Here is a 25,099-nt window from a genome sequence, read left to right on the forward strand (position 1 = left end):
GCTTTTTTTGACTATTTTTTTAACAGCCACTGCCCGTTAATGCCGCGCACATACTCGCCGGACGAGGCGCGCTGCACCAGTTTTTCACCCGCAATACGCGCCACCTGCTCGGTGGTCAGGTTGTTCTGGCGCGCGACGCGCTGATATTCCGCTTCCCGTCCCTGGTTAATGCGCGCTACCAGCGCCAGGGTTTCGCTATCCTGCTGCCGCGGTGCAATATAACCGTTCAAGGTTTCACCAACCCGTCCCTGCTGCCGCGCCTCGTTGAGCGTGAGCGCCTGCGCGGGTGCCACCAGCACCATTGTCAGCCACAGCGCGGCCCATCTGCGTTTCATAACATTTCTCCTCAGAACAGATCGCTCTGATTTTTCAGTAACGCCTCGACATCTTTATCCACTTTGATATGGATTTCGTGCTGAATGTTGACGTTCATGTTAATGGTGATGGGTTCTTTTGGCGCGGCCACTTCAATGCGCGGCACGCAGCCGGCCAGCGGCAGCCAGAGCGCCAGAACCAGTAATGCCCTCAGGCTCATGGTGTGGGATCCTTTTTCGATGACAGGGTGGCATTCTCTTCCACCCAGGATTGCAAATTATCGCCAAAGCGCAGGCTGCGCCAGAGCTGAAACAGATTTTCCTGATGACGGTAATTCAGATTCACCCGCTGGCTGCGGTTACTGAAGCGGCTGATGCCGCTGAGCTGAGATTGCAGCGTCAGATTGCCCAGCGTGTCCAGATCCAGCGTTGCCCAGGCACGGGAAATTTCCATATAACGCAGCCACTCCATGGCCGCGCCCGCCGCGATATTATTGCTGACAATCGCATCGGCCATATCTTTATCCATACGCAGCGTCAGCGGGCCGCTGTTGGCGATCCAGCCCTTCTCTACCAGCCAGCGCGGCTGATTCACCCAGAGTGGCAGTTCGCCGTTGACCTTCCCCGACAGGGCGATTTGACGCGCTTTCAGCGCGGTGATCAGGCGGCTCATACTGATGTCGCGTAGCGTCAGTCGTGCGGCGTCGTGCTGCGGTAAACGCAGCTCAGCCAGGGCAATATGACCGTCGAGCATACCCAGGCTGACATTGCTTAAGCGCAGCGGCTGCTGCTCACTCCAGGGGTAGAAACCCTGCAGATCGGCGCGGATATTTTCGATGGCAAACTGATTTTGCAGCAACGCGATGCGCAGCGATACCGGACCGTGCACCCCCAGCTGCCACTGATGCTGGCGCAGGCGGAACGGCAGCGAGAAGTCGATGCCGCTTACCTCGCTGTCCGGCGTACGCACGCTGCCCTGCGTCACCGCCCAGTGACCACCCGCCTCGAATCCCTGCTCAGACGCGGCGGAAAACGCCATCTGCGCACGCAGCTGTCCCCCCTGAATCTTCATTTTCAGATCCGGACTCAGCAGCGGTTGGAACACCGTCAGCGACTGCGACGGCCACCAGGCTTCGCCGCGCAGCCGTTGCCCATCCCAGCGCCCATGCACGCGCAGCGGACCAATCTCATCGGCACGCAGCGCGCCGCGCCAGAGAAAGTCCGCCGGTCCCGCGCCTTTTACCTCAAAGTTCAGCGCTGAGGGCGGCAGACCGCCGCCGTTGCTGAATGCTGTTTGTTGGGACGTCAGTTGAAAAGCGCCGCTGAAAGCGGGATGCTGCGCCTCGCGCTGCCAGACCACGGGGGCACTCAGGGCCAGGCGCGGCGCACTTACCGTCACCATGCCATAACGTAGCTGGTCAAAACCGGTTGAGAGCGTGCTGAGCTCAATGCGCTTGCCCTGCCAGCTGCCGGTGCCCTTTACATCCCAGCTGGCCTGCAATGGTGCCATCACCCCCTCACCCCAGTAGCGCCAGTTCCAGCGTCCGCGGTCGGGCCAGAAATCGCTGGCCCCTCCGTCGAGGTGCAGAGTAAAGCGACCAAAACCAGCATCGTGGGCGCGCAGAATCGCCTGCAGGCGGCCATCCACGCCGCGCGAGGAAATTTTCACCCCCGCCAGCGGCCAGCGCGCCTCATCCACCTCCAGCGTTGACAGCAGACGGCCGCGCAGGCGCAGCAGCGCGCCGGGCCTGACCACGATCTGCGGGTCCAGCAGCGGCCCTGTCAGGGTGGCGGGAATCGTTCCATACAGCTGTAAGGCGGCCAGCTTGCTCTCGCCGGTGAGTTGAAACGGCAACGCGCTCGCCAGCCAGCCCAGTTTGCCCGGTCCCAGGCTGAGCACCATATTGCCTTTGCCGCCGCGTCCCCGTGTCAGCAGATTAGCGCGTCCCTGGACCTGCATCTCCTCCAGCCCCGCCTGCCAGTTATCCAGCGTCAGGCTCAGGCCACCGGCCAGCGGCTGATCGGCCAGCGGCCAGCGCCACTGGCCACCGCTAATCTGGATCTGCTGCTGGCTCGCCTGCCAGGGTAACGTCAGCAACGGGTCGCTTTCGCCCCGGGGCTGAATACGCAACTCCCCCTGGTGCTGCTGCCAGTGCAGCGCAAGGTCCAGCGGCACGGGATATTGTGACAGCGTCACGCTGCTCTGCACTTCACCCGCCTGCGGCAGCTGATCCAGGGTTGCGGGCAGCTGCAACCGCCCCGTCAGCGTCACTGGCTCGGGCAGTGCCGGATGGGTGACGCTGAACTGTTCAAGCTGCAGCTGCTGGCCCTGTAAGCTTGCCTGCAGGCGGAGATTTTCGCCCTGATAGCGCAGCCGTTGCTGATTTTTTTCCAGGGTAAGATCAAAAGCACCGGCATAGTGCTGCCAGGGAGAGATAATCAGCTGATCGAGATGGATGTGAGCGCCGGGCAGCAGCGCCTGCCACTGCGCCAGGGTTCGGGGAGTGGATGGCTGATCACTGGCGGGAAGCTGGCTCAGGCAATCACTGTTCAGCTGCACGCTCTGCGCCTGCAGCTGCCAGCGTTGCGCCGCGCGCGCCAGTGAAACAGAGCGCACCGCCGCCAGTTCGCACTGTTTTACCTGATAACGTATCTCCGGGAACCAGAGGCCGCCGTGACGCCAGCGCGGCGTGCCGGTCAGGACAATATGGGTGTCGGGCGGCAACCAGATCCCGGCCAGACGGGGCAGCCACAGCGTGACGCTCAGGAGTAAGCCCAGCACCAAAAGCGTCAGCGCCAGTAGTGCCGCCAGTGCTCGCCGAATGCTTCGCGTCATGGTATCGACTATCCTTTTCCTTGATCCCGTCCATACAAAGATGATGGCATGTTACAACAATGAGGTGAAGTTTTGCTGAATGAAATCGGCAATTTGCCTGCTGAGAAAAGGTAAAGCTATAGCGAAAATATAACTCTTTTCTGATATCCGCTTCCCCGCTTCAGGAGTAAATGATGAGAATCGCAGTTTATAGCACAAAACATTACGACCAGAAGTATCTGGAACAGGTTAACCAGCGTTACGGCTTCGAGCTGGTGTTTTTCGATTTTCTGTTAACCCCCAGCACCGCCAAAACCGCGCAGGGGTGTGACGCCGTCTGTATCTTCGTGAATGATGACGGCGGCAAAGAGGTGCTGGAGGAGCTGGCGGCGCTGGGGGTGAAATATGTGGCACTGCGCTGTGCCGGTTTTAATAACGTCGATCTGGACGCCGCTGCTGCGCTGGGCATTGAAGTGGTGCGCGTGCCCGCCTATTCGCCGGAAGCGGTGGCAGAACATACCGTTGGCCTGATGCTAAGCCTGAACCGCCGCATACATCGCGCCTACCAGCGTACCCGCGATGCGAACTTTTCACTGGAGGGTCTGACCGGCTTTAATATGCATGGCAAGACAGCCGGAGTCATTGGCACCGGCAAGATCGGTATCGCCACCATGCGCATTTTAAAAGGGTTTGGCATGCGACTGCTGGCTTTCGATCCCTGGCCGAGCGCTCAGGCGCTGGATCTCGGCGCGGAATATGTCGATCTCCCCTCGCTGTTTGCGCAGTCCGATGTAATTACCCTGCACTGTCCGCTGACCGCAGAGAATCACCATCTGCTTAACCAGAGCGCATTCAGCCAGATGAAAGATGGGGTGATGATCATCAATACCAGCCGCGGCGGTTTAATCGACTCGCAGGCCGCCATCGATGCGCTGAAACAGCAAAAAATCGGTTCGCTGGGCATGGACGTGTATGAAAACGAGCGCGACCTGTTTTTTGAAGACAAATCGAATGATGTGATTCAGGACGACCTGTTCCGCCGCCTCTCTGCCTGTCACAACGTGCTGTTTACCGGCCACCAGGCCTTTCTCACTGCCGAAGCGCTGACGGCTATTTCGGAAACGACCCTCAGCAACCTGAGCCAGCTAAGTAAGGGTGAGCCCTGTCCGAATCAGGTACGTCCGGCCTGAGCATAGTGCGGATCTGTCGCCCGCGATCAGAAGCGGGCGCAGTTACCGCTGATCAGGGCGTTCTCATCGCAGCGGCGTCCGTTATTTAGCTGACACATACCGATACGTGAGCCATCCAGCTGATGCGAGAAAGCCAGCGAGCCGCCGGCCTGAGCACAATTGCTGGCGGCCAGAGAAGACATGACAACCTGCGGCTGCATATGGGCAGCGGTTGCTTGTTGGGGCGGCTCGTTATCAACGTTGCTGCTGCAGGCTGACAGCAGCAGTGCTGCGCCGGCCAGCAAAAAAGGGGCTGCTTTCATCAGTGATGACTCCGGGAAGCTGTGAGGGAAAATCCCGCTCAGCATATGTCAGGGTGGCTGGCGGGTCGAGGGGAGAAATCACTTTTTACAAAATTCTCTCTAACTTTTTACAAGCGGAATAATCCTGTTTTCCCGCGAGGGGCCGGGCTGCAGCGCTTCTCATGCCGGGGCCGGGGCGTTTCACCGACTTTTCCACCGCTTCCCCCTGTTTTCCCTGAAAACGCGCTGGCTTTCAGCGCTGCAATCCGTACCATACAGTGCATATTTCCAGGTACAGAACGCGGTCAGCGGGAAGCAGCCGATTAATCCCGGTTTTCCCCGCCCCCTCTCCTTCAGGTCAGGCAATAAAATAATGCATCATAATCAAGACGTTACAAAAAAAGAGCAATACAATCTTAACAAACTTCAAAAGCGTTTACGCCGTAACGTGGGCGAAGCCATTGCCGATTTCAATATGATCGAAGAGGGCGATCGCATTATGGTGTGCCTCAGCGGCGGTAAAGACAGTTATACCCTGCTGGAAATCCTGCGCAATCTGCAGCAAAGCGCGCCGGTGAACTTTAGCCTGGTGGCGGTGAATCTGGATCAGAAACAGCCAGGCTTTCCGGCTCACGTTCTGCCGCAATACCTCGATGCCCTTGGCGTGGAGTATAAAATTGTCGAAGAAGACACTTACTCTATCGTTAAAGAGAAGATCCCGGAAGGCAAAACCACCTGCTCACTCTGCTCGCGCCTGCGTCGCGGCATCCTTTACCGCACCGCCAGCGAACTCGGCTGCACAAAAATCGCCCTCGGCCATCACCGTGACGACATCCTGCAGACGCTGTTTCTGAATATGTTCTATGGCGGCAAGATGAAAGGTATGCCGCCCAAGCTGATGAGCGATGACGGGAAACACATCGTGATTCGTCCGCTGGCCTACTGCCGTGAAAAAGATATTATCCGCTTCGCAGAGGCGCGCCAGTTCCCGATCATCCCCTGCAACCTGTGCGGTTCGCAGCCCAACCTGCAGCGTCAGGTGATTGCCGATATGCTGCGCGACTGGGATAAACGTTATCCGGGACGCATCGAAACCATGTTCAGCGCAATGCAAAACGTGGTGCCTTCCCACCTGGCCGACGCTACGCTGTTCGATTTTAAAGGCATCCGCCATGGTGATGCCGTGGTGGACGGTGGTGACCTGGCCTTTGACCGCGAGACGCTGCCGCTTCAGCCTGTGGGCTGGCAGCCGGAAGATGAAGACGCGCCAGATCTCAGCGCCCGTCTTGACGTGTTGCAGATTAAGTAAGACACAGAAATAGAAAGCGCGCTCCTGATTACAGAGCGCGCTTTTTTTACATGCGATTCGGCGGCGGATCGCCCACCGGAACCGTGTCGGGCGGCGGATCGGGCTGCGGCTGCGGTTGTGGGATAGGTTCAGGGATCGGCGGTGGATCGGTCGGGATTGGATCGGTTGCGCTTATCATTGACATGCCGTTCTCCTTTTCATTGTGGTTGTTTAAGCATAGAAAGGATGAGCAGCAGGAGCAAACCGGAAAAAAAAGCCGACACAGAAGTTATGCCGGCGTCATACGAATCAAATGTGCTATGCAGTAATTCAAAAGGAAGTAAGACAATGAAGAGTACAACGCCCATCGCTTGACGTTGCATTCACCTGCGGGAGAGAGTGTGCCGCTTTCTGCGCCGCGTCATATTGATTTCGATCAGCTTTTTTGCAGTTTCCCCTGCCCGCCCTGTTTTTTAACAAACAGTTAGCATAATTTCCTCTTCTCTGAAACGCAGCCCCCTTAAAGCCATTTGCGGCGGCGCAGCCACCAGGCGACACCAATGACCAGCACCATCAGCAGCAGACAAAACACGCTGAAGCCATAGCGCCACTCACCGCCGGGAATACCGCCGAGGTTGACGCCAAACAGCCCGGTAAGAAAGGTGGTGGGTAAAAACACCATTGCCAGCAGCGACATGGTATAGGTGCGGCGGTTCATCGCCTCCGCCATCAGCGAGGCGATTTCATCGGCCAGCACCGCAGTACGCGCTACCCCGGCGTCGAGATCGTCCAGCCCGCGCCCCAGCCGGTCGGCAATTTCCTGCATGCGCCGCCGCTCGCCATCATCCATCCAGCTCAGCTTCTCGCTGGCGAGACGCGCATACACATCGCGCTGCGGCGCCATATAGCGTCGCATAATAATCAGTTGTTTACGCAGCAGCGCCAGTTCACCGCGCGGCGGAATACGCTGATCGAGTAGCGCATCCTCCAGCTCAAGAATTTTATCGTGCAGCTCTTCGATAAATTCACTGACGTGATCGGTCAGCGTGTCGCAGACGCCCACCAGCCAGCTGCCGCAATCCACCGGCCCGTTGCCGTTTTGCAGATCGCCCAGCACCTCGTCGATGGCCGCCACTTTGCGCCGACGCGTGGAGACGATCAGCCTGTCGTTGATAAAGACGCGCATCGCTACCAGCTGGTCGGGTCGGGCATCGCTGTTATGGTTAATGCTGCGCAGCACAATCATAAAGCCATCACCCAGCCGACTGACACGCGGGCGCATGCTTTCGCCCGCCAGCGCATCGCGTACCGCATCGGGCAGCAGCGGCGTGGCATGCAGCCACGCCGCGCTGTTACGGTGGGTATAGTTGAGATGCAGCCAGCAGGGACGCTCCGCGTGGATCACATCCCGGTCTTCGATAGCGACTAACCCGCCCTTGCCATCCAGCTGGCAGGCGATAATCGCATCGGGGATCTGTAGTGCTTTCGCTTCAATCACCGTCACACATTCGCCTTAATGTTTTTCAATCCACAGTTCACGACTATAGGCGACATCTTCCGGGTTGGTCACCGGATATCCCTTCACCCACGGCTTAATCAGACGGCCATTAGTGTACTGATAAATCGGCGCTATCGGTGCCTGGTCGGAGATAATCTGCTCTGCACGGTTGTAATCCGCATTGCGCTCTTTTGCGCTGGATTCCAGACTCGCCTTTTCCAGCACGGCGTCATAGTCACTGTTGCTGAATTTCGCGATATTGCCGCTGTGACTGCGGGTTAACAGACTGAGGAAAGTGGAAGGCTCATTATAGTCGCCCACCCAGGAAGCGCGGATCACATCAAAGTTGCCGCTGTTCCGGCTGTCGATATAGGTTTTCCACTCCTGATTCTGCAGCGTTACCTCAACGCCCAGATTTTTTTTCCACATGGAGGCGACCGCCACGGCGATCTTCTGATGGTTCTCGGAGGTGTTATAGAGCAGCTTCAGGCGCAGCGGGTTGTTGGGGCCATAGCCTGCGGCCGCCAGCAAGGCTTTCGCCTGCGCATTCAGCTCCTGCTGGCTGTGCTGCTGCAGGAAGGAAGGCAGCGGCTTAAAGCCAGCAGTCACTTCCGGCGTAAAATGCCAGGCGGGTTTCTCCCCGGTGCCCAGCACTTTTTCGGCAATGATGCGCCGGTCGATACTCCAGGAGAGCGCCCGCCGCACGCGCACATCGGCAGTTGGTCCTTTTTGCGTATTAAACGCATAGTAATAGGTGCCGAGCTGATCGGGGGTGTAGACCTCGCCCGGCAGATTCTTTTTCAGCAGGCTGTACATATTTTTCGGGAAGGATTCGGTGATATCGATATCTCCGGCGCGGTAGCGTTTGGTGGCGCTCGACTCCTCATTCAGCGGCAGGAAGGTCACTTTGGTCAGCACCGAATGGGCATCGTCCCAGTAGTGGGGGTTGCGCACCAGCACGATCTTTTCGTTCACCACCCGCTCCTGCAACTGATAAGCGCCGTTACCCACCAGTTTGCCCGGTTTGGTCCAGTCAGCACCATGCTGCGTAATGGCGCTCTGCGGCACCGGATAGAGGGCGAAGTTGGCCGTCAGACTGGGAAACCAGGGCACCGGCCGCGCCAGCGTGACTTTCAAATGGGTCCTGTCCGGGGCGCTGACGCCCAGTTTTTCTACCGGCATCTCGCCTTTTACGATGGCTTCCGCGTTTTGCACCCCGCTCAGGGCGGCGAACCAGGCGAAAGGCGAACTGTTCTGCGGATCCACCAGCCGCTGCCAGCTGTAGACAAAATCCTGCGCCGTGACGGGTTTCCCGTCTGACCAGCGGGCATTTTTACGCAGCGTGAAGATCCAGGTTTTGTTGTCATTGCTGCTCCAGCTCTCGGCAACGCCAGGCACGATATTGCCTGCGGCATCCTGACTGGTCAGCCCTTCAAACAGATCGCGAATCACCTGAATTTCCGGCAGGCCCACCGCTTTCACCGGATCCAGTGAGGCGGGTTCATCTTTGATATGGCGTACAATTTCCTGCTTAGCCGCCAGCTGCGCACCTGCGGGAACATCGGCCGCCAGCGCGGGCGTGACAGCGCTGGCACTCAGCAGCGCGCAGAGCGTAACGCGAAATCTTATCTTCATGAACTTTCCTCAATGCCAGAAACAGGCGCGGCGTCCGGGGCACCTGCGCCTCAGGGTCGATTCTCTTCGGCACTTTAGCGCAAATTGCTGATCGGTAAATAGCTATTTTCTGAGACGCGGTTTTCCGTTAGTTTTAACTAAAGCCTGCTTGAGGATAAGTCTATGTCATCGTTACACCCGCGCCCGCTGCGCGGCAAGCTTGACGCCCACTGGCAGATCTATGGTCAATCACCGCTGGGCGCGCCGCTGCTCTGGTTTCCCGCCCCGCAGGCGGATGCCGAAAGCGGTCTGATTCTGGCCGGTACGCACGGCGACGAATATGCCACCATTGCCGTGCTCTCTGCGGCGCTGCGCACCCTGCCAGACTCACTGCGCCGTCACCATGTGGTGCTGACGGTAAACCCGGACGGCTGTCAGCTGGGACTGCGCGCCAACGCCCGCGGTGTCGACCTCAACCGCAATTTTCCTGCCGCTAACTGGCAGCCGGGCGACACGGTGTACCGCTGGAACAGCGTGGCGGAGCAGCGCGATGTACTGCTTTCTACCGGCGAACGCCCCGCCTCGGAGCCGGAAACGGCTGCGCTCTGCGCCCTGATTCATCAGTTAAAACCGCGCTGGGTCGTCTCCTGGCACGAGCCGCTGGCCTGCATTGAAGATCCCCACGCCAGCGCGCTCGGGCACTGGCTGGCCGCGCAGACCGATTTACCGCTGGTCAGCACGGTGGGTTACGCCACGCCGGGCTCGTTTGGCAGCTGGTGCGAGGATCTGAACCTGCCCTGCATCACCGCCGAAATGCCAGTGATTTCGGTTGATGAAGCCACCGAGCGCTATCTTGAGGCGATGATTAACCTGCTGCGCTGGTCGGCATAAGCTGGATAGCGCCGCCGACAAAGGGCACGGCAGGCTCCACATCGACGGCCAGCCAGGTCGGGCCGTCGAGATCGACAAAACGCGCGCGCGGGGCCAGCGGCAAGGCTGCCTGTATCGCGCGTGAGGTGCAGAGCATACAGCCGAGCATCAACTCAAAACCCGCGCTGCGCGCGGCATCCGCCAGCGCCAGTGCTTCGGTCAGACCGCCGGTTTTATCCAGCTTGATGTTGATCATCTCATAACGCCCCTGCAGCGCGGGCAGACTGGCGCGGGTGTGGCAGCTCTCGTCCGCGCAGATGGGAAGAGGATGGCGGAAATGGGACAACGCCTCATCCTGTTGTGCCGGCAGAGGCTGCTCCAGCATCGCCACCTGCAGATCCGCCAGCAGCTGGCAACGTGCCGCCAGCCCTTCCGGGTGCCAGGACTCATTAGCATCGACAATCAGTGTCGCCTGCGGCACCGCCGCACGAATGGCTATCAGCCTTTCGGTGATAAAGGTGTCATCCAGCTTCACTTTTAGCAGGGTTGCCCCGTTTTCCCACAGTGCGCGTGCGCTGTTGGCCATCGCTTCAGGCGTATCGATACTGACCGTTTGCGCCGTCACAATCTGTGCGGGCATCGTAGCGGCGGTCTGCTGCCAGAGGCTCTGCTGCTGCTGGCGCGCAGCCAGATCCCAGAGGGCGCAATCAATGGCATTACGTGCGGCACCAGGGGGCAGCGCCTGTTGCAGCGCCTCACGCGTCATTCCCTGCTGTAATGCGGGCAGCACCGAGGCAATCTGCGCCAGCACCGAGGCTTCGCTTTCGCCATAGCGCGCATAGGGGGTACTTTCTCCCACGCCTTTGACACCCGCCTCCTCCAGCTCGACCACCACCACTTTGGCTTCATGACGGCTGCCACGGGCAATGACAAAGGGGGAATGCAGCGGCCAGGCTTCGGGATAACTCTTAACCGTTCTCATGGCAACTCCTTGTTAAAAACGCGGTTTATACAGTGCAGCGACGATTACACCCTCTGTTATCCTAAACCCTTTTCATGATCTGTTATCGTAAATCCTTCAAATTTATGTCATATAATGGCGTGACACTTGCCCTGGCGGCAGCAAACCGTCAGGTTATTTACCATGATAAAAAAGGAATCTTTATGTCGCAGACAGTACAGTTTCAGGGTAACCCGGTTTCCGTAGCCGGCCAGTTTCCGCAGGCTGGCGAGCAGGCAAAACCGTTCTCGCTGGTGGCAAAAAACCTGGCGGATGTCTCTCTTGCTGAGTATGCCGGAAAACGTAAAGTGCTGAACATTTTCCCGAGTGTGGATACCGGCGTTTGTGCCGCCTCGGTACGCAAGTTCAACCAGCTGGCGAGCGAAATGGATAACGCCGTGGTGCTGTGTATCTCCGCCGATCTGCCGTTTGCTCAGTCACGTTTTTGCGGCAGCGATAACCTGGAAAACGTCGTGACCCTTTCAACGCTGCGCGGCGGCAACTTTAAACAGGATTACGGTGTAGAGATTGCCAGTGGTGCGCTGCAGGGCCTGACCGCACGTGCGGTAGTGGTACTGGATGAGCAGGACAAAGTGATTTACAGCCAGCTGGTGGATGAAATTACCACCGAACCCGATTATGAGGCGGCACTGGCTGCGCTGAAGTAATCAAAAAAAGCGGATAACAGGCGTTATCCGCTGCTTTCACCGGTTTTCTCCCTCGCCCGCTTCCCCTTCGCTTTTTTTCTGGCTCAGGCCATATTCGCGCAGCTTGTTGGCAATCGCCGTATGGGATACGCCAAGGCGTTTCGCCAGTTTGCGCGTGCTGGGATAAGAGAGATAAAGGCGCGTTAACACCGAACGCTCAAAGCGGCTGGTAATATCGTCCAGCGATCCCTCCAGCGCCTCATCGCCCAACGAAATATCGAGCGCCTGTTCCGGCAGCATAATATCCTGCGGGCGCAGCTCATAGCCCTCCAGCTGCGTCAGCGCGCGGTAGAGCGCATTTTTCAGCTGGCGCACATTGCCGGGCCAGCTGTAGCGCGTCAGAAAGGCATTCAGCTGAGAAGAGAGACGCGGACGCGGTATGCCCTGTTCATCGGCAAAGCGCGCCACAAACATTTCCGTCAACGGCAGAATGTCCTGCGGACGCTCGCGTAGCGGTGGCAGGTTCAGGGTTAATACATTGAGGCGATAAAAGAGATCTTCGCGAAACTCGCCACGCTGGACCAGCTCAACCAGATTTTTTTGCGTGGCGCAAATAACGCGCACATCCACATGCACCTCATGCTCCTCGCCCACGCGGCGGAAGGTACCATCATTCAGAAAGCGCAGCAGCTTGGTCTGCATGCGCGGCGACATCTCGCCGATTTCGTCCAGCAGTACCGAACCGCCGTTTGCCTGTTCGAAAAAGCCCTTTTTGCCTTCCAGCGCGTTGGGATAGGCGCCTGCAGCATGGCCAAACAGTTCGCTTTCGGCGACATCATCCGGCAACGAGGCGCAGTTCAGGGCGAGGAACGGCTTTTTGCCGCGTGCGCTGCGCAGATGACAGGCGTGCGCCAGCATATCCTTGCCGGTGCCGGTATCCCCGACAATCAACAACGGCGCATCATGCATCGCCAGCTTACGCGCCTGCTCAACTACCTGACGCATTTTGGGATTGACCGCTACGATATGATCGAAGCCGGAATCGTCAGTCACAGTAAGATTTTGCAGCTGGCGCCCCATGCGCGCGGTGGATTTCAGCATGATCATCGCGCCGACCGGCTGATCGTCCTGCTCATCTTCCGCCGCCAGGTAGATAGGCCGCGCTTCCATCAGAAAATCACGGCCCTGGATCACCACATGCTGCGCCTGCGCCTCGACGCGCTCGCTCTCCAGCCAGCGTTGAAAATTAAAACCACTGATTAAATTACCGGCGCTGTGGTTCCGCATTTTCTGCTCGTCGAGATTAAACAGGTTCTGCGCCGCCGGGTTTGCCAGCTCCACTTTACTTTTCAGATCGATAGAGAATACCGGCTCCGGCATCGCCACCAGCAACGCACTCAGCGCCCGGTGCTCGCGCTCGGAAGGTAAATAGGCCACCGTGCGCACATCGGTAACGCCGGGGGTACGTCGGATCTCCGCCATCAGCGTGCTGAACTGCTCAAACGCCAGAGCGGAAAAGCTGAGATAAATGCGGCCCAGAGGGGCAATTTCGATGCCGCGCAGATCGATATTGCGCGCGACCAGCAGATCAAGCAGCTCGCGCGCCAGACCAATACGGTCCTGGCAAAAAACTTCCAAACGCATTGCGATGGCCCTAGTCAGGTTCAGAATTCAGCGATAATACGCTAACTTGCGCTCCCTCAGAAGGCCCCTGTCATGAAAAGTTGACACTATCGAAAAAATAATGCACCGCACAGGGGGAAATTTTGGCAGATGATCACGCGTTAAGTGCCAGCACAAGGCAAAAATCCCCTCTTCCGCGCCGCAGCCGGTGCGAAAGAGAAATCCGGCGTGCTTATCTGGCGGGTTGGTCTGGCTTTGCGCCGCCTTTTTGTAAGGTCTCTTTCAGCTGGCCAATCAGTTCGCGGCGAAAATCGCCCAGCCGCGGCTTGTCATCCTCCAGCCAGGGCAGCGGACGGCAGAGTTCCATCGCTTTGATGCCAAGGCGCGCGGTCAACAGCCCGGCACCTATCCCTTGCGCTGCACGCGTGGAGAGCCGCGCAGCGATATCCTGCGACATCCAGTCCATGCCCACTTCGCGCACCAGCTCGGAGGCACCGGCAAACGCCATATTCAGCAGCACCAGGCGAAACAGGCGAATACGGCTGAAGTAACCCAACTCTATACCATAGATGCCCGCAATCCGGTTCACCAGCCGCAGGTTGCGCCAGGCGATAAAGGCCATATCCACCAGCGCCAGCGGGCTCACTGCAATCATCAGGGTCGATTCCGCGGCATGGCGACTGATTTCGCGCCGCGCCTGGCGATCCAGCACCGGTTGCACCAGCTGCGCATAGAGCGCCACCACTTCCCGATCGTTATGGGTTTCATGCAGTGCCGCATGCCAGCGCTGTAACGCCGGGTGTCCCTGGTCCAGTCCGGCCTGCTGCGCCAGTTTTTCGCAGAAAGTGCGTCCCTGACCGATGCCGTGACTGTTGAGCAGTTCACGCCCGCGATCGCGCTCTTCGGCGCGCTGACGCAGGCGCCACAGGCGACGCCATTCGCTTACCAGCGCCCCCGCGCCCGCTGCGACAATCATCCCTGCCGCCACACCGCCCCCCAGCGCGAACCAGTCATGCGCCCGCCAGGCATCGTGCAACCACTGCGCACCCTGCGCCACCACGCTGAGGCCAAACAACCCCACGCCCACGCCCGCCACTCTGCGCCACAGGCTGCGCTTTGGGCGTAACGCCGCTTCAACCACGCGTTCGCCCGCGTCCTCGTCCTGCGGCTCAGCCTCCTCAGCCTGTTGCACCAGAAAACGCGCCTGCGCGTCGGCATCAAATACCTGCGCCGGACGCAGCGCCTGTTCCGTCTGCTGATCCAGCGGACGGGCAAAATCAATTCTTGGTTTTAGCGACGGCTCTTTCATCGCAATTTATCTCCTAATAAAAACTCCAGCGCGGCATCCATCCGAATGTGCGGCAGAGGTCGATCCACATCAAGCTGTTGCGGCCGGAAGGCTTCAAACTGAAACCCCTGCTGCTGCCAGAAAGCGTTACCCGGCAAACGCGGCGGCACCTCGCCGGGATAAAAAGTTAACGCCTCGCCATCGCTGAGCCGGTGACCGCGTAACGCCGGCAGCGTTTCGCCCTGATGCTGCACCTGGCCGCTTTCGGTCGCCTGCACCGACGCCAGTCCAAGGCAATCCATGCTGATCCCCTCGAACGCCGCGTTTTGCCAGGCGTCCTGCACCATCTGCTGTAGCAGTGACACCATATTGGCGTGCTGATCGGCGGTAACATGGTCAGCTTTGGTCGCTGCAAACAGCAGCTTATCAATAACAGGAGAAAAGAGGCGGCGGAACAGCGTGCGCTGGCCGTAGTGAAAACTTTGCATCAACTGCGTCAGCGCCAGGCGCATATCGTTAAACGCCTGCGGCCCGCTGTTCAGCGGCTGCAGACAGTCCACCAGTACAATTTGCCGGTCGAAACGCAGAAAATAATCTTTATAGAAGCCTTTCACCACATGCTGGCAGTAGTAGTTGAAACGCGCCTGCAGCGTGGCGAAGTTGCTGTGTTTATCGGCCTGCGCCAGACGCGCGGCGCTGGCGTCATCCTGCGTGGGCCAGGGGAAAAATTGCAGCGCTGGCGCGCCCGCCATATCTCCCGGCAGGACGAAGCGGCCCGGCTGGATAAAATGCAGCCCCTGCTGTTTACACTGATGTAAATAATCGGTCCAGGCGGCGGCAATCTGCGCCAGGCGATTTTCATCTGCCGGCGCCAGCGGATCAAGATCGGCACAGAGGGCGTGCCAGGGTTTGGCCCACGCCGCGCGATCGCCCTGCAGCAGACCCGTCATCTGACGTGACCAGCTGAGATAATCCTGCGCCAGCATCGGCAGATCCAGCAGCCACTCGCCCGGATAGTCGACAATCTCCAGCCACAGCGTCGCGCTCTCTTTGAAGTAACGCAGCAGGGAGTCGTTAGTGCGATAACGCAGCGCCAGGCGCATTTCGCTGACGCCGCGCGTCGGGGTCGGCCAGTCGGGCGGCGTGCCGTAAAGCTGCGCCAGCCCTTCATCATAGGTAAAACGCGGAATGCCCATATCGCGCTGCGGTACACGTTTCACGCCCAGCAAGCGTTCTTCGCGTACCACAGAAAACAGCGGCAGCCGCGCGCCGCTGTGGACGTTAAGCAGCTGATTGACCAGCGAGGTGATAAAAGCAGTTTTCCCGCTGCGGCTCAGACCGGTAACGGCCAGGCGCAGATGGCGGTCAACGCCACGGTTGACCAGCGACATCAGTTCATTGTGGACTCTTTTCATCGTTCTCCCTGATGAAGCGCGCCGAGATGCGCTTCATCACTCTGGCCAGCAGCGGTTCCAGCGCCAGCGAAAGGAGAATACGTAACGGACGACGCGCCACAGATTTCACTGCCCAGCCGGTCAGTCCGGCGGGACCGTAAGTGACAGCATTGATAATGATGAATTTTCCGGCTGACTTCAATGCGGGCGCCGCATGACGGCGAAAACGGGATTGTCCCTGAACGGACATGGTGACCTCCGGCGATGGGTAGGGAATGCGGACCCGCTGCCGGGCCCGTGTAGCGCCTGCTCAGAGCTGACGGAAACGGCTGCGGACGCTGAATGTTTCGGAAGTGACGTAGCGCTCGATTTCACGCACGCTTTTTTCGTCACGCTGCAACTCGCCAGCCAGCTGATCAAGCAACTCGCTGGCGCTGGGTGGACGTTCATCCGGCGCATCGGCAGGTTTTGCATCCAGCATAAAACCCAGTGCCAGATAGGCGATGAGGGTAAACATAAACAGGCCGAAAAACAGCGACAGCACCACAATGACACGTATCAGACGCACCGGGATATCAAGATAATCGGCCAGGCCGGCGCAAACGCCCATCAGTTTACCCTGTTCAGGCAGACGCCAGAGCTTACGCTTCGCGTTCAGAATGCTCATGGCTGCCTCCAGTTCGGGTGCTCCGCATCAAGAATGGCTTCCAGCGCCTCAATGCGTTCGCGCATGCGGCGCGCATCCTGAGTCAGCTGCTGCAGACGTTGCATATCGCCTGCCGACAGCTCTGCCCCGCCGTTGCGTTTGTTGCTGTAATGCAGCCATAACCAGATCGGCACCACAAACAGCACAAATATGGTTAACGGTATGGCAAGAAAAAGTGCGCTCATCGACTCTCCTTAATCATTAAAAGGTCGCATGACGACCGGGCCAGCGGCCCGATCGGTTACTCGTCGCGATTCATTTTCGCTTTCAGCGCTGCCAGCTGTTCGCTAATGGCATCATCCGCTTTCAGTTCGGCAAACTGCTGATCCAGACCTTTGGGCTTACCAAAGCGCTGGCTTTCCGCTTCCGCTTCCATGTGATCGATGCGACGTTCAAACGATTCGAAACGCGCCATCGCGCCATCCAGCTTGCCGCTGTCGAGCTGACGACGAATATCCCGTGAGGACGACGCCGCCTGATGACGCAGCATCAGCGCCTGCTGACGGGCACGGGTTTCGCTCAGTTTTTTCTCCAGCTCACCGATTTCACCTTTCATGCGTTCCAGCGTCTCTTCCACCAGCGCCGCTTCCTGCTGCAGCGCGGCGATCAGGTCGGTCAGCTTCTGTTTTTCAATCAACGCAGAGCGTGCCAGATCGTCTTTATCTTTGCGCAGCGCCAGCTCCGCTTTTTCCTGCCACTCTGCCTGCTGAATTTGCGCCTGCTCAATACGACGCAGCAGCTGTTTTCTTTCGGCCAGCGCGCGGGCAGAGGTAGAACGCACTTCCACCAGCGTATCTTCCATTTCCTGAATCATCAGGCGTACCAGTTTCTGTGGATCTTCCGCACGCTCCAGCAGCGAGTTAATGTTAGCGTTCACGATGTCGGCGAAACGAGAAAAAATACCCATAATGATGTTCCTCTTAACGTAATGGTTATTGCGCCAGGCGCTGCTTACTCTATTCAAATTGCGTGCCAGTTTTTAACTAAATGATTTTACAGCAATTATAAATTTTACTCTGTTCAGTCGAGCCGGTAAGGTAAGTAAATTGATTAACAGTTGGTGAAAATCATCATGACTGGCAGCAACGATAACTTACTGGGTGAGTCAGATAACTTTCTGGAAGTGCTGGAACAGGTGTCAAAACTGGCGCCGCTGGATAAACCGGTGCTGGTGGTGGGTGAGCGCGGCACCGGTAAGGAGCTGATCGCCAGTCGCCTGCACTATCTGTCAGACCGCTGGCAGGGCCCTTTTGTCTCACTCAACTGCGCCGCGCTGAATGAAAACCTGCTCGATTCCGAACTCTTTGGTCATGAGGCTGGCGCTTTTACCGGGGCGCAAAAACGCCATCTTGGCCGTTTTGAACGTGCCGACGGCGGTACGCTGTTTCTTGATGAGCTGGCTACCGCGCCGATGCTGGTGCAGGAGAAGCTGTTGCGCGTAATTGAGTATGGCCAGCTGGAGCGCGTCGGCGGTAATCAGTCTCTGCAGGTCAATGTGCGCCTGGTGTGCGCCACCAATGAGGATTTGCCGGCGCTGGCTGCTGCAGGCAAGTTTCGCGCCGACCTGCTGGACCGGCTGGCGTTTGATGTGGTGCAGTTGCCGCCGCTGCGCGAGCGGCGCAGCGACATTCTGGTGATGGCTAACCATTTTGCGATTCAGATGTGTCGTGAGCTCGGGCTGCCGCTGTTTCCCGGCTTCTCGCCCCAGGCGGAGCGTATCCTGCTTGACTACCCCTGGCCGGGCAACGTGCGTGAGCTGAAAAATGTGGTGGAACGATCGGTCTATCGTCACCATAACAGCGAGACGGAGCTGAATAATATCATTATTAACCCCTTTTCCCCGCGTACGCCGCTGCCGGTAGCGACAACAGTGGATGGGCCGCACGGCGCCCTGCCTGGGCTGCCGCTCGATTTGCGCCAGTGGCAGAATCAGCAGGAGCGCCAGCTGGTGGAGCTGAGTCTGCAGCAGGCAAAATATAATCAGCGTCGCGCCGCCGACCTGCTTGGCGTGACTTATCATCAGCTGCGCGCCATGCTGAAAAAACATGGTATTCAGGCCGAGCGCTGAGGTTCAGGCAAAAAAAAGCCCGCAGAGGCGGGCAAAAAATACTGGAAGCAATGTGAGCAATGTCGTGCCCTTCGGCGGCAGAGTCCGGCGCAAAGGACACAAGAATAATAATCATTCTTATTATCATCTGTAAAGCGCTGATTGAGAACTTTTCTCATCCCCACACGATTTGCAGGCTGATTTCCTCTCGCCTGGCCCGTTTCGCCCGGCTGAATACAGCAAATTTTGGGTCGTAGCCGCCTTTGGGATACACTCTGCTTATTGCCTGTGAATCGTTGAGTTCTATGTCGAGATTATTCCCTGCGCTGTTGCTTGCCCTCGGCGTTTTTACTGCGCCTGCCTGGTCTGCGCCTGCTGGCGATATCCGTCAGACGGGTTTTATCTACTGTGTTAATGGCGTAATGAATACCTTTAATCCGCAGATGGCGAGCAGCGGACTGGCGGTCGATACGCTGGCGGCGCAACTCTATGACCGCCTGCTGGATGTCGATCCCTATACCTATCGTCTGATCCCCGATCTCGCCAGAAGCTGGGAAGTACGTGACAACGGGGCCACGTACCGGTTTCATCTGCGCCATCAGGTCGCTTACCAGCACACCAACTGGTTTACCCCGACGCGCACCATGAATGCGGATGATGTGGTCTTTAGTTTTGCCCGCATGTTTGACCGCAAGCACCCCTGGCATAGCGTGAACGGCGGCAGCTATCCCTATTTTGATAGCCTGCAGTTTGCTGAAGCGGTGCAGAGCGTGCGCAAGATCGATCGCGATACGGTCGAAATCCGCCTGAACAGCCCGGACGCCTCTTTTCTCTGGCATCTGGCGACCCACTACGCGCCGGTTTTATCGAAAGAGTACGCTGACCAACTGAGCGCGAAAGGCCAACAGGAGCGGCTGGACCGGGAACCGGTGGGCACCGGCCCCTTCCAGCTGAGTGAATATCGCGCCAGCCAGTATATTCGCCTCGCGCGCAATCCGCGTTACTGGAAAGGGGTGCCGCGCCTGCAGCAGGTCGTCATCGATATGGGTGCCGGAGGCACCGGACGCCTCTCCAAGCTGTTAACCGGCGAATGCGACGTACTGGCTTACCCTTCCGCCAGCCAGCTCTCCATCTTGCGCGACGATCCGCGTCTGCGTATGACGCTGCGTCCCGGCATGAACATCGCCTATCTGGCTTTTAATACGCGCAAACCGCCGCTCGACCGTCCGCAGGTACGTCACGCGCTGTCGCTGGCGATCAACAATGAGCGCCTGATGGAGTCTATTTATTACGGCACCGCAGAAACCGCTGCCTCCGTGCTGCCGCGCGCTTCCTGGGCCTATGACAGGGATGCCCGTGTTACCGCCTACGATCCACGTCGCGCGCGTGAGGCGCTGAATGAACTGGGCCTCGGCAAACTTCAGCTGCGCATGCTGGTGCCAGCCGCCTCGCAATCCTGGAACCCCAGCCCGCTGAAAACGGCGGAACTGATTCAGGCCGATCTGGCGCAGATTGGCGTGCAGGTGACCATCGTGCCGGTAGATGGCCGCTTTCAGGAAGCGCAGCTGATGGCGATGAACCATGACCTGACGCTTGCCGGCTGGGCGACCGACAGTAACGACCCGGACAGCTTCTTTCGTCCGCTGTTAAGTTGCGCCGCTATCCATTCGCAAACCAATTATGCCCACTGGTGTTTTCCTGCCTTCGACGAAGTGCTGCAAAAGGCGCTGCTGTCGCAGCAGCTGTCGGCACGTATCGACAGCTATAACCACGCCCAGCGCATTCTGGCGCAGGAGTTGCCGGTGCTGCCACTGGCCTCGTCGCTGCGTCTGCAGGCTTACCGCCACGATATTAAAGGCCTGGTGCTCAGCCCCTTTGGTAACGCCTCGTTTGCCGGGGTCTACCGTGATGAGAGTGAGGAAGCGCAACCGTGATTATCTATATTTTGCGTCGTCTGTTGCTGCTGGTGGTCACGCTGTTGCTGCTGTCACTGGTGAGCTTCAGCCTGAGCTACTATACCCCTAATGCGCCGCTGCAGGGGGCTTCATTGCTGGATGCCTGGTGGTTCTGGTTTAAAGGGATGCTGCAACTCGACTTTGGCGTCTCCAGCACCAATGGTCAGGCGATCCGTCTCCAGCTGCGCGAAGTGTTTCCCGCCACGCTGGAGCTCTGTCTGCTGGCGTTTGCGCTGGCACTGCTGCTGGGTATCCCGCTCGGGATCTGCGCAGGGGTAATGCGCAATAAGTGGCCGGACAAGGCGATCAGCGCGTTGGCGCTGCTCGGCTTCTCGATGCCGGTATTCTGGCTGGCGCTGCTGTTAACGCTGTTTTTCTCTCTGACGCTGGGCTGGCTACCGGTCTCCGGTCGTTTCGACCTGCTCTATCCGGTAAAAAATATCACTGGCTTCGCGTTGATCGACGCCTGGATGAACCGCTCGCCCTGGCGTGATGAAATGCTGATCAGCACCCTCACCCATATGATTCTGCCGGTGCTTACTCTGGCTGTTGCCCCTACTACCGAGGTAATCCGCCTGCTGCGTAACAGCACCAGCGAGGTGATGGACAGAAATTATATCAAGGCTGCCGCCACGCGCGGGCTGTCGCGTCTGACCGTCATCCGCCGTCATGTGCTGCATAATGCGCTGCCGCCGGTGATCCCGCGCCTCGGCCTGCAGTTTTCCACCATGCTGACGCTGGCGATGATCACCGAAGTGGTGTTCAACTGGCCGGGACTGGGGCGCTGGCTGATTAACGCCATTCGCCAGCAGGATTACGCGGCGATTTCCGCCGGAGTGATGGTGATCGGCGGACTGGTGATTCTGGTCAATGTGATTTCCGATATCGTCGGCGCGGCCATGAACCCGCTGATCCACAAGGAGTGGTATGCGCTCCGATAATATTTACGACGAGAAGCGCTCGCCAGGCGCCTTCCTGCGCACCTGGCGTCAGTTCTACCCTGATGCCCAGGCGATGGTCGGCCTGTACGGTTTTGCGGCGCTGCTGTTGCTCTGTCTGTTTGGCAGCCTGCTGGCGCCTTATAATATCGATCAGCAATTCCTTGGCTATCAACTGCTGCCGCCCTCCTGGTCGCGTTACGGTGATGTCTCCTTCTTTCTCGGCACCGACGATCTCGGGCGCGATGTGATGAGCCGTCTGCTGAGCGGCGTTGCTCCAACGGTGGGCTCGGCGCTACTGGTCACCTTTTTTTCCGTGCTCTGTGCGCTGGTGCCCGGCATCCTGGCGGGCATGACCCATGGCCTGCGCTCGGCGGTGTTGAACCATGTGCTGGATACCCTGCTCTCGATCCCCTCGCTGCTGCTGGCGATTATTGTGGTGGCCTTTATGGGTCCAAGTCTGGGCCATGCGATGCTGGCGGTTTGGCTGGCGCTGATGCCGCGTCTGGTGCGCGCCATCTACACCGCCGTGCATGACGAGCTGAAAAAAGAGTATGTGGTGGCAGCGCGCCTGGATGGCGCCAGTAATGTGAATATCCTCTGGTCGGCGATCCTGCCTAACGTGCTACCCTTGCTGGTCAGTGAAGTGACGCGCGCGCTGTCGATGGCCATTCTCGATATTGCGGCGCTGGGCTTTCTTGACCTGGGCGCGCAGCTCCCCTCGCCGGAATGGGGCGCGATGCTGGGCGACGCGCTGGAGCTGATCTATGTGGCCCCCTGGACGGTAATGTTGCCCGGGGCTGCGCTGATGATCAGCGTACTGATTGTTAACCTGCTGGGTGACGGCATCCGCCGCGCCATCAAAGCGGGAGTAGAATAATGCCGTTACTTGATATCCGTAATCTGACTATCGAATTTATGACTGCCGAAGGGCCGGTAAAAGCGGTTGATCGCGTGAATCTGACGCTGGCCGAAGGCGAATTTCGCGGTCTGGTCGGCGAGTCGGGCTCAGGCAAAAGTCTGGTGGCGAAAGCGATTTGTGGCGTCACCAACGACAACTGGCGCGTCTCCGCCGATCGGATGCGCTTTAACGATATTGACCTGCTGCGTCTGTCGCCGCGTGAACGTCGGCGCATTATCGGTCACCATGTGTCGATGATTTTTCAGGAGCCGCAGTCCTGTCTCGATCCGTCGGAAAGCATTGGCCGCCAGCTGATGCAGGCGATCCCCGGCTGGACAGTGAAAGGCCACTGGTATCGCCGCCTGTGGTTCTGGCGCAAGGCGCGCGCCATTGAGCTGCTGCACCGGGTCGGAATTAAAGATCATAAAGATATTATGCGCAGCTTCCCCTACGAACTCACCGAGGGGGAATGCCAGAAGGTGATGATTGCCATTGCGCTGGCCAATCAGCCGCGCCTGCTAATCGCCGATGAGCCAACCAACGCCATGGAACCGACCACCCAGGCGCAGATCTTTCGTTTGCTGAGACGCCTTAATCAGAACAATAACACCACGATTCTGTTAATCAGCCATGATCTACGCACCCTGAGCCAGTGGGCCGACCGCATCAACGTGATGTATTGCGGTCAGACGGTGGAAACCGCGCTCAGCGAAGAGCTGATGACCACGCCGCATCATCCTTACACCCAGGCGCTGATCCGCGCGATGCCCGATTTTGGCCGCGCATTGCCGCATAAAAGCCGTCTGAATACTCTTTCCGGCGCGATTCCCTCGCTGGAACATCTGCCAATTGGCTGTCGCCTGGGCCCGCGCTGCCCTTACGCACAGCGTAAATGTGTGGAGACGCCGCGTCTGGATGGCGGCAAGTCTCACCTTTTTGCCTGCCACTTCCCGCTGAATATGGAGAGTAAATAGTCATGGAAACCCTGCTGGAAGTGCGCAACCTGAGTAAAACCTTTCGCTACCGCACCGGGCTGTTTCGCCGTCAGCATGTGGAGGCGGTGCGAGATGTCAGCTTTACCCTGCGGGAAAAGCAGACGCTGGCGATTATCGGGGAAAACGGCTCGGGCAAATCGACCCTGGCGAAAATGCTCAGCGGCATGATGGCCCCTACCGCCGGAGAAATTATCATCGACGACCATCCGCTCAGCTTTGGTGATTACCGCTATCGCAGCCAGCGCATCCGCATGATTTTTCAGGATCCCTCTACTTCCCTCAATCCGCGCCAGCGCGTCAGTCAGATCCTCGATTTTCCGCTGCGCCTGAATACCGATCTGGATGCCAGCGCCCGCGAGAAACGCATTATCACCACCCTGCGCCAGGTGGGTCTGCTGCGCGATCACGCCAGTTACTATCCGCATATGCTGGCACCCGGACAGAAACAGCGTCTTGGTCTGGCGCGTGCGCTGATCCTGCAGCCCAGGGTGATTGTAGCGGATGAAGCTCTCGCCTCGCTGGATATGACCATGCGTTCGCAACTGGTGAACCTGATGCTGGAACTGCAGGAGCAGCACGGGATCGCCTATATTTATGTTACCCAGCATATAGGTATGATGAAGCATATCAGCGATCAGGTGCTGGTGATGCATCAGGGCGAGGTGGTCGAACGCGGCGGTACGGCGGATGTTTTCGCCTCACCGCTGCATGATTTGACGAAACGGCTGATTGCCAGCCATTTTGGTGAAGCGCTGACCGCTGAAGCCTGGCGGGTAAGCGGCAATTCACGCCTCAGCTAGCGGAATTCGCCGCCTGTTTTACCCGAATTCAGCGAGACGTGTTAGAATCGCCACGTCTATTAACGTCGGTCGTTTACTTTTTAATCATCACGACCGCCAACTACAGTGACCATAAGGATTACAGCTATGGGTTTTCTTTCCGGTAAGCGCATTCTGATTACTGGCGTTGCCAGTAAACTCTCCATTGCCTGGGGTATTGCACAGGCAATGCATAAACAGGGCGCAGAGCTGGCTTTCACCTACCAGAACGACAAATTAAAAGGTCGTGTGGAAGAGTTTGCTAAAGAATTGGGTTCAGACATTATTCTGCCTTGCGATGTGGCTGAAGATGAGAGCATCAAAGCGCTTTTCTCTGAACTGGCAAAAACCTGGCCAAAATTTGACGGTTTTGTTCACTCCATCGGTTTCGCCCCGGGCGATCAGCTGGATGGCGACTATGTGAATGCCGTAACCCGTGAAGGTTTTAAAATCGCTCACGACATCAGCGCCTACAGCTTTGTGGCAATGGCGAAAGAGTGCCGTGCGATGCTGAATCCGGGTGCCGCCCTGCTGACCCTGTCTTACCTGGGTGCTGAGCGTGCTATCCCGAACTATAACGTCATGGGTCTGGCAAAAGCCTCGCTCGAAGCGAACGTACGTTATATGGCGAACGCGATGGGTCCTGAAGGCGTGCGTGTAAATGCCGTTTCTGCCGGTCCGATCCGTACCCTGGCGGCATCGGGCATCAAAGATTTCCGTAAAATGCTGGCCCACTGCGAAGCGGTTACGCCGATCCGTCGCACTGTGACCATCGAAGATGTGGGTAACTCCGCAGCCTTCCTGGTGTCTGATCTTGCGGGCGGTATCACCGGCGAAGTGGTTCACGTTGATGGCGGCTTCAGCATCGCCGCAATGAACGAACTGGAACTGAAATAAGTTCTCCGGGCGGGCCTGAC

The 25,099-nt window shown here is 58.2% G+C and carries 26 protein-coding genes; 11 read left to right on the top strand and 15 right to left on the bottom strand.

Annotation, left to right across the window (positions count from 1 at the left end; all coding sequences use genetic code 11):
- Positions 1-11: 11 nt before the first annotated feature.
- The 3 genes from E0E17_RS16430 to E0E17_RS16440 are packed head-to-tail and all read right to left on the bottom strand — an operon-like array spanning position 12 to position 3,150.
- Entirely contained in the window at positions 12-335 is a 324-nt protein-coding gene (locus E0E17_RS16430) for a YdbL family probable chaperone protein (RefSeq protein WP_130835068.1), read from the bottom strand.
- An 11-nt stretch (positions 336-346) separates the two neighbouring features.
- Positions 347-535: a YnbE family lipoprotein gene (locus E0E17_RS16435; protein WP_130835069.1), complete on the bottom strand. Its 189-nt coding sequence runs from the start codon at positions 533-535 to the stop codon at positions 347-349.
- The gene (locus tag E0E17_RS16440) at positions 532-3,150 is read right to left on the bottom strand and encodes a YdbH family protein (RefSeq protein ID WP_130835070.1); all 2,619 of its coding nucleotides are present in this window, start codon (positions 3,148-3,150) and stop codon (positions 532-534) included. Before E0E17_RS16440 ends, E0E17_RS16435 begins: the two co-directional genes overlap by 4 nt.
- A gap of 173 nt (positions 3,151-3,323) precedes the next feature.
- Between E0E17_RS16440 and E0E17_RS16445 the strand changes: the two genes are divergently transcribed.
- Positions 3,324-4,319, top strand: a complete 996-nt coding sequence (locus E0E17_RS16445; protein ID WP_130835592.1) for a 2-hydroxyacid dehydrogenase — start codon at positions 3,324-3,326, stop codon at positions 4,317-4,319.
- Positions 4,320-4,345: 26 nt separating this feature from the next.
- Here E0E17_RS16445 and E0E17_RS16450 read toward each other — a convergent pair whose 3' ends face one another.
- Entirely contained in the window at positions 4,346-4,621 is a 276-nt protein-coding gene (locus E0E17_RS16450) for a putative hemolysin (protein WP_130835071.1), read from the bottom strand.
- A gap of 352 nt (positions 4,622-4,973) precedes the next feature.
- Here E0E17_RS16450 and ttcA point away from each other — a divergent pair, with 352 nt between their 5' ends.
- Positions 4,974-5,909: a tRNA 2-thiocytidine(32) synthetase TtcA gene (ttcA, locus tag E0E17_RS16455; RefSeq protein ID WP_130835072.1), complete on the top strand. Its 936-nt coding sequence runs from the start codon at positions 4,974-4,976 to the stop codon at positions 5,907-5,909.
- Between the two features lie 46 nt (positions 5,910-5,955).
- Here the strand turns inward: ttcA and ynaL are convergent, their stop codons facing one another.
- From ynaL to E0E17_RS16465, 3 genes are all read right to left on the bottom strand, one after another.
- Positions 5,956-6,093 (bottom strand): proline-rich small protein YnaL, encoded by a 138-nt coding sequence (ynaL, locus tag E0E17_RS20265; protein WP_165446242.1) that lies wholly within the window; start codon positions 6,091-6,093, stop codon positions 5,956-5,958.
- 315 nt (positions 6,094-6,408) lie between these two features.
- The gene (gene zntB / locus E0E17_RS16460) at positions 6,409-7,392 is read right to left on the bottom strand and encodes a zinc transporter ZntB (RefSeq protein ID WP_130835073.1); all 984 of its coding nucleotides are present in this window, start codon (positions 7,390-7,392) and stop codon (positions 6,409-6,411) included.
- 9 nt (positions 7,393-7,401) lie between these two features.
- Positions 7,402-9,021, bottom strand: coding sequence for a peptide ABC transporter substrate-binding protein (locus tag E0E17_RS16465; protein ID WP_130835074.1), 1,620 nt, complete (start codon positions 9,019-9,021; stop codon positions 7,402-7,404).
- A gap of 162 nt (positions 9,022-9,183) precedes the next feature.
- Between E0E17_RS16465 and mpaA the strand changes: the two genes are divergently transcribed.
- Positions 9,184-9,891, top strand: a complete 708-nt coding sequence (gene mpaA / locus E0E17_RS16470) for a murein tripeptide amidase MpaA (protein ID WP_130835075.1) — start codon at positions 9,184-9,186, stop codon at positions 9,889-9,891.
- On the opposite strand, the gene ycjG is transcribed toward mpaA, so the two are convergent.
- Entirely contained in the window at positions 9,866-10,852 is a 987-nt protein-coding gene (ycjG, locus tag E0E17_RS16475) for an L-Ala-D/L-Glu epimerase (RefSeq protein ID WP_130835076.1), read from the bottom strand. The genes mpaA and ycjG overlap by 26 nt on opposite strands.
- 182 nt (positions 10,853-11,034) lie before the next feature.
- Between ycjG and tpx the strand changes: the two genes are divergently transcribed.
- Complete coding sequence (gene tpx, locus E0E17_RS16480) at positions 11,035-11,538, top strand: thiol peroxidase (protein ID WP_130835077.1); 504 nt, start codon at positions 11,035-11,037, stop codon at positions 11,536-11,538.
- 36 nt (positions 11,539-11,574) lie between these two features.
- Here the strand turns inward: tpx and tyrR are convergent, their stop codons facing one another.
- From tyrR to pspA, 7 genes are all read right to left on the bottom strand, one after another.
- Positions 11,575-13,161, bottom strand: a complete 1,587-nt coding sequence (gene tyrR / locus E0E17_RS16485) for a transcriptional regulator TyrR (protein ID WP_130835078.1) — start codon at positions 13,159-13,161, stop codon at positions 11,575-11,577.
- 211 nt (positions 13,162-13,372) lie between these two features.
- Positions 13,373-14,449 (bottom strand): YcjF family protein, encoded by a 1,077-nt coding sequence (locus E0E17_RS16490; protein ID WP_130835079.1) that lies wholly within the window; start codon positions 14,447-14,449, stop codon positions 13,373-13,375.
- Entirely contained in the window at positions 14,446-15,843 is a 1,398-nt protein-coding gene (locus E0E17_RS16495; RefSeq protein ID WP_130835080.1) for a YcjX family GTP-binding protein, read from the bottom strand. Before E0E17_RS16495 ends, E0E17_RS16490 begins: the two co-directional genes overlap by 4 nt.
- Positions 15,824-16,072 carry a phage shock protein PspD gene (gene pspD, locus E0E17_RS16500; RefSeq protein WP_130835081.1) on the bottom strand — a complete coding sequence of 83 codons (249 nt, stop codon included), beginning with the start codon at positions 16,070-16,072 and terminating at the stop codon, positions 15,824-15,826. The genes E0E17_RS16495 and pspD overlap by 20 nt, the downstream gene beginning before the upstream one ends.
- A 60-nt stretch (positions 16,073-16,132) precedes the next feature.
- Positions 16,133-16,489 carry an envelope stress response membrane protein PspC gene (gene pspC, locus E0E17_RS16505; RefSeq protein WP_130835082.1) on the bottom strand — a complete coding sequence of 119 codons (357 nt, stop codon included), beginning with the start codon at positions 16,487-16,489 and terminating at the stop codon, positions 16,133-16,135.
- Positions 16,486-16,713 (bottom strand): envelope stress response membrane protein PspB, encoded by a 228-nt coding sequence (pspB, locus tag E0E17_RS16510; protein ID WP_130835083.1) that lies wholly within the window; start codon positions 16,711-16,713, stop codon positions 16,486-16,488. Before pspB ends, pspC begins: the two co-directional genes overlap by 4 nt.
- Before the next feature lie 56 nt (positions 16,714-16,769).
- Positions 16,770-17,435: a phage shock protein PspA gene (gene pspA, locus E0E17_RS16515; protein WP_130835084.1), complete on the bottom strand. Its 666-nt coding sequence runs from the start codon at positions 17,433-17,435 to the stop codon at positions 16,770-16,772.
- Between the two features lie 165 nt (positions 17,436-17,600).
- On the opposite strand from pspA, the gene pspF reads away from it, so the two are divergent.
- The 7 genes from pspF (at position 17,601) to fabI (ending at position 25,079) form a co-directional block, all read left to right on the top strand.
- A complete protein-coding gene (pspF, locus tag E0E17_RS16520) occupies positions 17,601-18,596 on the top strand; it encodes a phage shock protein operon transcriptional activator (protein ID WP_130835085.1) in 996 nt (331 codons plus the stop codon).
- 284 nt (positions 18,597-18,880) lie between these two features.
- The gene (sapA, locus tag E0E17_RS16525; protein ID WP_130835086.1) at positions 18,881-20,509 is read left to right on the top strand and encodes an ABC transporter substrate-binding protein SapA; all 1,629 of its coding nucleotides are present in this window, start codon (positions 18,881-18,883) and stop codon (positions 20,507-20,509) included.
- Positions 20,506-21,471: a putrescine export ABC transporter permease SapB gene (gene sapB, locus E0E17_RS16530; protein WP_130835087.1), complete on the top strand. Its 966-nt coding sequence runs from the start codon at positions 20,506-20,508 to the stop codon at positions 21,469-21,471. The genes sapA and sapB overlap by 4 nt, the downstream gene beginning before the upstream one ends.
- Entirely contained in the window at positions 21,458-22,348 is an 891-nt protein-coding gene (gene sapC, locus E0E17_RS16535) for a putrescine export ABC transporter permease SapC (protein ID WP_130835088.1), read from the top strand. Before sapB ends, sapC begins: the two co-directional genes overlap by 14 nt.
- Positions 22,348-23,343 (top strand): putrescine export ABC transporter ATP-binding protein SapD, encoded by a 996-nt coding sequence (gene sapD / locus E0E17_RS16540; protein WP_130835089.1) that lies wholly within the window; start codon positions 22,348-22,350, stop codon positions 23,341-23,343. The genes sapC and sapD overlap by 1 nt, the downstream gene beginning before the upstream one ends.
- A 2-nt stretch (positions 23,344-23,345) precedes the next feature.
- A complete protein-coding gene (gene sapF, locus E0E17_RS16545) occupies positions 23,346-24,164 on the top strand; it encodes a putrescine export ABC transporter ATP-binding protein SapF (protein ID WP_130835090.1) in 819 nt (272 codons plus the stop codon).
- 126 nt (positions 24,165-24,290) lie between these two features.
- Complete coding sequence (fabI, locus tag E0E17_RS16550; protein WP_130835091.1) at positions 24,291-25,079, top strand: enoyl-ACP reductase FabI; 789 nt, start codon at positions 24,291-24,293, stop codon at positions 25,077-25,079.
- Positions 25,080-25,099 lie beyond the last annotated feature (20 nt).

It is taken from the genome of [Erwinia] mediterraneensis, assembly GCF_900604315.1.
Taxonomy (GTDB): domain Bacteria; phylum Pseudomonadota; class Gammaproteobacteria; order Enterobacterales; family Enterobacteriaceae; genus Pantoea; species Pantoea mediterraneensis_A.

Coding starts and splice junctions, on each gene's coding strand:
- E0E17_RS16430 (WP_130835068.1), bottom strand. CDS start 335: ATGAAACGCAGATGGGCCGCGCTGTGGCTGACAATGGTGCTGGTGGCA.
- E0E17_RS16435 (WP_130835069.1), bottom strand. CDS start 535: ATGAGCCTGAGGGCATTACTGGTTCTGGCGCTCTGGCTGCCGCTGGCC.
- E0E17_RS16440 (WP_130835070.1), bottom strand. CDS start 3,150: ATGACGCGAAGCATTCGGCGAGCACTGGCGGCACTACTGGCGCTGACG.
- E0E17_RS16445 (WP_130835592.1), top strand. CDS start 3,324: ATGAGAATCGCAGTTTATAGCACAAAACATTACGACCAGAAGTATCTG.
- E0E17_RS16450 (WP_130835071.1), bottom strand. CDS start 4,621: ATGAAAGCAGCCCCTTTTTTGCTGGCCGGCGCAGCACTGCTGCTGTCA.
- ttcA (WP_130835072.1), top strand. CDS start 4,974: ATGCATCATAATCAAGACGTTACAAAAAAAGAGCAATACAATCTTAAC.
- ynaL (WP_165446242.1), bottom strand. CDS start 6,093: ATGTCAATGATAAGCGCAACCGATCCAATCCCGACCGATCCACCGCCG.
- E0E17_RS16465 (WP_130835074.1), bottom strand. CDS start 9,021: ATGAAGATAAGATTTCGCGTTACGCTCTGCGCGCTGCTGAGTGCCAGC.
- mpaA (WP_130835075.1), top strand. CDS start 9,184: ATGTCATCGTTACACCCGCGCCCGCTGCGCGGCAAGCTTGACGCCCAC.
- ycjG (WP_130835076.1), bottom strand. CDS start 10,852: ATGAGAACGGTTAAGAGTTATCCCGAAGCCTGGCCGCTGCATTCCCCC.
- tpx (WP_130835077.1), top strand. CDS start 11,035: ATGTCGCAGACAGTACAGTTTCAGGGTAACCCGGTTTCCGTAGCCGGC.
- tyrR (WP_130835078.1), bottom strand. CDS start 13,161: ATGCGTTTGGAAGTTTTTTGCCAGGACCGTATTGGTCTGGCGCGCGAG.
- E0E17_RS16490 (WP_130835079.1), bottom strand. CDS start 14,449: ATGAAAGAGCCGTCGCTAAAACCAAGAATTGATTTTGCCCGTCCGCTG.
- E0E17_RS16495 (WP_130835080.1), bottom strand. CDS start 15,843: ATGAAAAGAGTCCACAATGAACTGATGTCGCTGGTCAACCGTGGCGTT.
- pspD (WP_130835081.1), bottom strand. CDS start 16,072: ATGTCCGTTCAGGGACAATCCCGTTTTCGCCGTCATGCGGCGCCCGCA.
- pspC (WP_130835082.1), bottom strand. CDS start 16,489: ATGAGCATTCTGAACGCGAAGCGTAAGCTCTGGCGTCTGCCTGAACAG.
- pspB (WP_130835083.1), bottom strand. CDS start 16,713: ATGAGCGCACTTTTTCTTGCCATACCGTTAACCATATTTGTGCTGTTT.
- pspA (WP_130835084.1), bottom strand. CDS start 17,435: ATGGGTATTTTTTCTCGTTTCGCCGACATCGTGAACGCTAACATTAAC.
- pspF (WP_130835085.1), top strand. CDS start 17,601: ATGACTGGCAGCAACGATAACTTACTGGGTGAGTCAGATAACTTTCTG.
- sapA (WP_130835086.1), top strand. CDS start 18,881: ATGTCGAGATTATTCCCTGCGCTGTTGCTTGCCCTCGGCGTTTTTACT.
- sapC (WP_130835088.1), top strand. CDS start 21,458: ATGCGCTCCGATAATATTTACGACGAGAAGCGCTCGCCAGGCGCCTTC.
- sapD (WP_130835089.1), top strand. CDS start 22,348: ATGCCGTTACTTGATATCCGTAATCTGACTATCGAATTTATGACTGCC.
- sapF (WP_130835090.1), top strand. CDS start 23,346: ATGGAAACCCTGCTGGAAGTGCGCAACCTGAGTAAAACCTTTCGCTAC.
- fabI (WP_130835091.1), top strand. CDS start 24,291: ATGGGTTTTCTTTCCGGTAAGCGCATTCTGATTACTGGCGTTGCCAGT.